Source organism: Bradyrhizobium sp. Mp27 (assembly GCF_029953005.1).
In the GTDB taxonomy this organism is placed as follows: domain Bacteria; phylum Pseudomonadota; class Alphaproteobacteria; order Rhizobiales; family Xanthobacteraceae; genus Bradyrhizobium; species Bradyrhizobium barranii.
Genome location: NZ_JASAUS010000334.1, coordinates 1 through 4193, shown reverse-complemented (window position 1 = coordinate 4193; position 4193 = coordinate 1). Strand labels below are relative to the sequence as shown.

8 protein-coding genes are annotated in these 4193 nt (G+C 59.7%); 5 read left to right on the top strand and 3 right to left on the bottom strand.

Translation table 11 applies throughout. The annotated features are described in order from the left end of the window. Positions 1–124 precede the first annotated feature (124 nt). From QJT78_RS49280 to QJT78_RS49275, 3 genes are read left to right on the top strand one after another with little or no spacing between them, the layout of a single operon-like run. Complete coding sequence (locus QJT78_RS49280; RefSeq protein ID WP_281460786.1) at positions 125–385, top strand: hypothetical protein; 261 nt, start codon at positions 125–127, stop codon at positions 383–385. Between the two features lie 3 nt (positions 386–388). After that, on the top strand, positions 389–613 hold the full coding sequence (locus tag QJT78_RS53405) for a DUF4411 family protein (RefSeq protein ID WP_063712901.1): 225 nt from the start codon (positions 389–391) through the stop codon (positions 611–613). Further along, positions 562–897, top strand: a complete 336-nt coding sequence (locus tag QJT78_RS49275) for a DUF4411 family protein (RefSeq protein ID WP_283816883.1) — start codon at positions 562–564, stop codon at positions 895–897. The genes QJT78_RS53405 and QJT78_RS49275 overlap by 52 nt, the downstream gene beginning before the upstream one ends. An 89-nt stretch (positions 898–986) precedes the next feature. Here the strand turns inward: QJT78_RS49275 and QJT78_RS49270 are convergent, their stop codons facing one another. Then, positions 987–1127: a hypothetical protein gene (locus QJT78_RS49270; RefSeq protein WP_193376002.1), complete on the bottom strand. Its 141-nt coding sequence runs from the start codon at positions 1125–1127 to the stop codon at positions 987–989. Positions 1128–1203: 76 nt separating this feature from the next. Next, on the bottom strand, positions 1204–1881 hold the full coding sequence (locus tag QJT78_RS49265) for a helix-turn-helix domain-containing protein (protein WP_281460785.1): 678 nt from the start codon (positions 1879–1881) through the stop codon (positions 1204–1206). Between the two features lie 366 nt (positions 1882–2247). Here QJT78_RS49265 and QJT78_RS49260 point away from each other — a divergent pair, with 366 nt between their 5' ends. Together QJT78_RS49260 and QJT78_RS49255 are read left to right on the top strand one after the other, a co-directional pair. After that, positions 2248–2910 (top strand): recombinase family protein, encoded by a 663-nt coding sequence (locus QJT78_RS49260; RefSeq protein ID WP_038945570.1) that lies wholly within the window; start codon positions 2248–2250, stop codon positions 2908–2910. Further along, on the top strand, positions 2897–3142 hold the full coding sequence (locus tag QJT78_RS49255) for a hypothetical protein (protein WP_028152258.1): 246 nt from the start codon (positions 2897–2899) through the stop codon (positions 3140–3142). Before QJT78_RS49260 ends, QJT78_RS49255 begins: the two co-directional genes overlap by 14 nt. A 325-nt stretch (positions 3143–3467) precedes the next feature. Here the strand turns inward: QJT78_RS49255 and QJT78_RS49250 are convergent, their stop codons facing one another. Next, a complete protein-coding gene (locus tag QJT78_RS49250) occupies positions 3468–3977 on the bottom strand; it encodes a hypothetical protein (RefSeq protein ID WP_028152259.1) in 510 nt (169 codons plus the stop codon). Between the last annotated feature and the right edge of the window lie 216 nt (positions 3978–4193).

The window sequence follows — 4193 nt, the reverse complement described above, 5'->3', positions numbered from 1 at the left end:
TACGCCCTCCCGACGCAACGACAAAACCGTAAAGCCCCGCGTTCAGCATAACCCGGCAGGAATCCACTTAAATCCAGCGGGGCGCTGTCCAAACAACCGGGGCCAGCTCTAGCTTTGGAGCCGGTTGACTGCCCTCTTCCGTAGTCAGTGGAAAGCGGCTCGCGCATCGGAACGCGAAAGAAATCGGGAGCGCGAAGGCGGGCCGAACTACTACGTGGTGCGGCGTCATCGGTTAGGTGACGCGCTCGTCAACCTGACGGGTCGCATGCTCGCAGAGCGAATACTTTCCCCCACCAAGGCGGGAAAGGTTCTCGGCGTCAAAGCTTCCAATGTCTACGGCGTGGTCGGGGCCGGATCGGCCGGTTTTAACGCGGCGCAGGGGTGACGATTGTTACATCTGCTCGATGCCAGCACCCTTATTACCGCCAACAGGGAATACTATCCGTTGGACCGCATCCCCGAATTTTGGGATTGGCTCCTGCATCAGGGGGCGCAAGGTCAGTTAAAAATTCCACTTGAGATGGTGGAAGAGATCAGAGAAGGCACCGACGAAGTCGCCGCTTGGATCTCAGAGAGGGACCATCTACACGCATTGACCTGGAAGAAGATGTAGACGTTGACCTACTTCGGCGGGTTATTGAAGAAGGCTATGCGCGCGATCTGACGGATCAAGAAATCGAGATTATTGGTAGAGATCCCTTCCTCATTTCGCACGCATTGAAGTCGCCCGACCAACGCTGCGTCGTGACTGCCGAAATCTCGAAACCGAGCAAACAACGCGCCAATCGGAAGGTGCCAGACGTTTGCAATGATTTCGGCATTCGCCCGATGGACAGCTTTGGCCTTATCAGATCGCTGAATTTCTCAACGGCTTGGCGAGCCGCAGCAGGCGTGTGACCGCTTCGCTCCGATACCGACCACGTGTCGCGATGGGCCAGAGTGAGATATCGAAGGAGAACTGGGAGTTCCGAACCACATAAAGGCCGTCAGTTCAACTTGCGACGAAGCTTCTGAATGATTTCGCGCAGATCTTTCGCGTATTCCTCCACGATCCGCCGCGCTTCATCCAAGCGGGAAGGCTCGGGCGCCGGTAGTTCATCGGGACGTGGTTCGTCCGTCTGCTTCATGACGACACATCCAGCCAGCACCCAATGAGCCAATCAATGGGCCGCCCTAAGCTAAACACTTATCCAGATGTCCGAGTTATCCTTGCGGATCAAAGCTATGAAGCTTGCTTAGATCGAGGATGACAATCTCGCGTTGGGTGTTGCCTATAAAATTGAGAACGCCCTCGCAATGCAATCGAGACACTGCGCGCGAAACCGCTTCCAGCGACAATCCGAGGTAGTCCGCGATATCGCGCCGAGACATCGGCAACGACACATTGCTTGATCCGGTTCGGCGGTCCATCTCAATCAAGAATGCGGCAACCCTTTCAACAGCCGTCTTTCGGCCTAGAAGCAGCATGTGATTTTCCGCGTGCTCCAGATTGGCCGTTGTCATGGTAAGCAGGTTGCGCGAAATCGCGGCATCCGTGTCCGCCATGGACTGGAGGCTTACTCGCTTCATTAAATACACGGTGGTTTGGACGACGGCCTCTGCGGTAAATCGATGGTTCGCACCATTCTCGAGTCCGAAGATATCGTCTTTTAGATGAAATGCGCCTATTTGACGCCTACCATCAGATAGCATCTTATAACTTCGCACAGCGCCACGTTTAATTTGATAGACGTACTCGGCCGGTTCTTTTTCGCCGAAGATTTCCTTGCCTTTTCGGTACGTAAATTCGCTTAGCTTGACCATTGGATGTGGCGCACTCGTAAAGCCGAGATCGCCGAGTGTGTTGGGTCGAAGGCGTTGATCCGTGGTGCGAACAAACATGGCGGCCCCCTCTCCACCCTTAGGCATGCGTGCAGGAATGAGAAACCTTCGAGCTTCGACTTCTCTAAGGGAGCAGCAGCGTATTGGAGAGCGAGCTCTTAGGTCATTGTACCTAAGTACACGCCAATGTGCAGCTGGAACCTTGGCTTCGTCCGTAATTTGTCATTTTCGATGGCTTCAGCGGAGATTGTCGGTTGGAGTATTGCCCTCCCAGCGAGTTGATTTGTGAGTGAGTTTTGGTTTCGGGTCTTGATCGTCTTGGCGGGCTTACTGCCCGCGCTCATCATGATCGGCGCCATGATATATGGGACTTGACGGAATAGGCATTTGCTTCCTATAACGAAGCGACAGCCGAGGAGCCGCCCCATGAAGACCGCCGTCGCCTACATCCGCGTCTCGACCCAGAAGCAGGGCCGCTCCGGTCTAGGCCTTGAGGCGCAGCAGGCCGCCATCGCCGCGTTCGCCGCCGCCGAGGGTTACGATGTCATCGAGACCTTCGTCGAGATCGAAACTGGCAAGGGCTCCGATGCTCTTGAGACGCGCCCGCAGCTCGCCGCCGCCATCGCGCTGGCGACCAAGCTGAAGGGCACCGTAGTCGTCGCCAAGCTGGACCGCCTCACCCGCGACGTTCACTTCGGCTCCGGTCTGATGTCGCGCCGGGTTGCCTTCCGCGTCGCGGGGATGCCGCACGCCGACAACTTCCAGCTCCACATCATGCTCGCCGTCGCCGAGAAGGAGCGACAGGACATTTCTGATCGCACCAAGGCCGCCCTCGTCGCCTGCAAGGCGCGCGGCACCAAGCTGGGCGCGCCCAACGCTGGCCAGAACAAGGCCAAGGCCGCTGCCGCGTTTGCCGAGAGCCTGCGCGAGGTCATCGAACCGGTCATGTGCCAGTCGTCGCGCCAGATCGCGGCGCACCTGAATGCGCGCGGCATCACCACGGCGGAAGGTTCGTCGTGGCAGTCCGCGCAAGTCATCCGCCTGATCGCCCGCCTGCAGCCGAATGAGCAGCTCGATGTCGCCGCGTAAGACCACCCTCAATGCTCCCATGAGGGGCGCGGAGCTGGACGACGCTATCACCAAAATCTTCGGTGAGAACCGTCAAACCGCGTTCGCGCGCGCCATCGCCTCGACGCCGCGCACCGTGCGCAGTTGGGTCGCCGAGACCTACGGCATGGTGCCGCCGCACATCGCCATCCTCGTGCGCCTGATGCTGCAGGCGAAGGTGACGCCCGCGCAGCTGCCGGAGATCGAGCGATGAACTATTGGCTGGCCGCGTTCATTCATCGTCGTAGTCGCCACCTCGTTCATTCAGGAATGCTTTCCGAAGGTTGCCGAGTGGATCGGCGACGAGGTGTTGGGCCCTTACGTCTTCAGGCCTCTCGGCTACACGCTGGTCGGCCTGTTCTTGCTCGTCTTCTGCGTGCTGCCGTTCTTCGTGTAGGAATGGCTGCAGCTGAAACGCTGAAGGCCCGGCTGCTGAGGCCGGGCCTTTCTTGTCTCGCCGATCACGGAGGCCCGGCGCACCAAGGGGCATCGAGAGGCGCCAGTGCGGTGAGTAGCGAAAACTTGCTCCAAAACGCCCCTCAACGCAAGGCGTCGAAGAACACCCCGAGCCGGTGCCCGGCGTCCCCCAGCAGTTCGGCCGCCTTCTCCCGTGCCCGGTACGGCGAGCGCATCCCGAGGCTCGCGCCGGTCTCCTGCAGCCCCCTCCCGAAGCAGGCGACCTGATCGGCCACGAACGAGGGCCGGAAGCCGATTGCCTGCTTCGCGGCGTAATAGGTGCGCTTGTGGTCGAGCTGCGCCTCCGTCCGCGCCAGTCCGCTCATGGACGCCGGATCGAAGCTGTAGATGCGGTTGAGATCGACGCTGTTGAGCGGCCCCTGCAGGCCCGCCGCAGCCCAGTGCAGCGCATAGCGGCGCAGCGCCTGATATTCGAGCGCCGACAAAACCCGGCGCACCAGCGCCTTCCCCAGCGGGTCGTCGAGCATGGTGATGCGGCGGGATGATCGCGAGCGGCCGACGAGCTGGAAGTATTCGCCCGCCTTGGCGAGACGTTCCTGGGTGGGCCCGGCATCGTCGATTGGCAGCTGCATCGGCGACCTCGATGTGAGTGAGGTGGAGCGCTATGCGCCGCAATCTCCTCACCGGCAAGCCCTCGCGCGCAGTACCGGGGAAGGTGGTAGTTGTCTTGGTCTAGGTTCTAGTACCCGGAATCAGAGCTGAGTGATACGGCGGCCTTTGAAACGGCGTTGACGGACCTTTTTCTTGGTCCAGACGAAGGGCTCGGCTCTGTCGTTGTATGCGTTGAC

What these genes read in the sequence shown, in the direction of transcription:
- QJT78_RS49260 (WP_038945570.1), top strand. Translation starts at nt 2,248, where the DNA reads ATGAAGACCGCCGTCGCCTACATCCGCGTCTCGACCCAGAAGCAGGGC.
- QJT78_RS49270 (WP_193376002.1), bottom strand. Translation starts at nt 1,127, where the DNA reads ATGAAGCAGACGGACGAACCACGTCCCGATGAACTACCGGCGCCCGAG.
- QJT78_RS49250 (WP_028152259.1), bottom strand. Translation starts at nt 3,977, where the DNA reads ATGCAGCTGCCAATCGACGATGCCGGGCCCACCCAGGAACGTCTCGCC.
- QJT78_RS49265 (WP_281460785.1), bottom strand. Translation starts at nt 1,881, where the DNA reads ATGTTTGTTCGCACCACGGATCAACGCCTTCGACCCAACACACTCGGC.
- QJT78_RS49255 (WP_028152258.1), top strand. Translation starts at nt 2,897, where the DNA reads ATGTCGCCGCGTAAGACCACCCTCAATGCTCCCATGAGGGGCGCGGAG.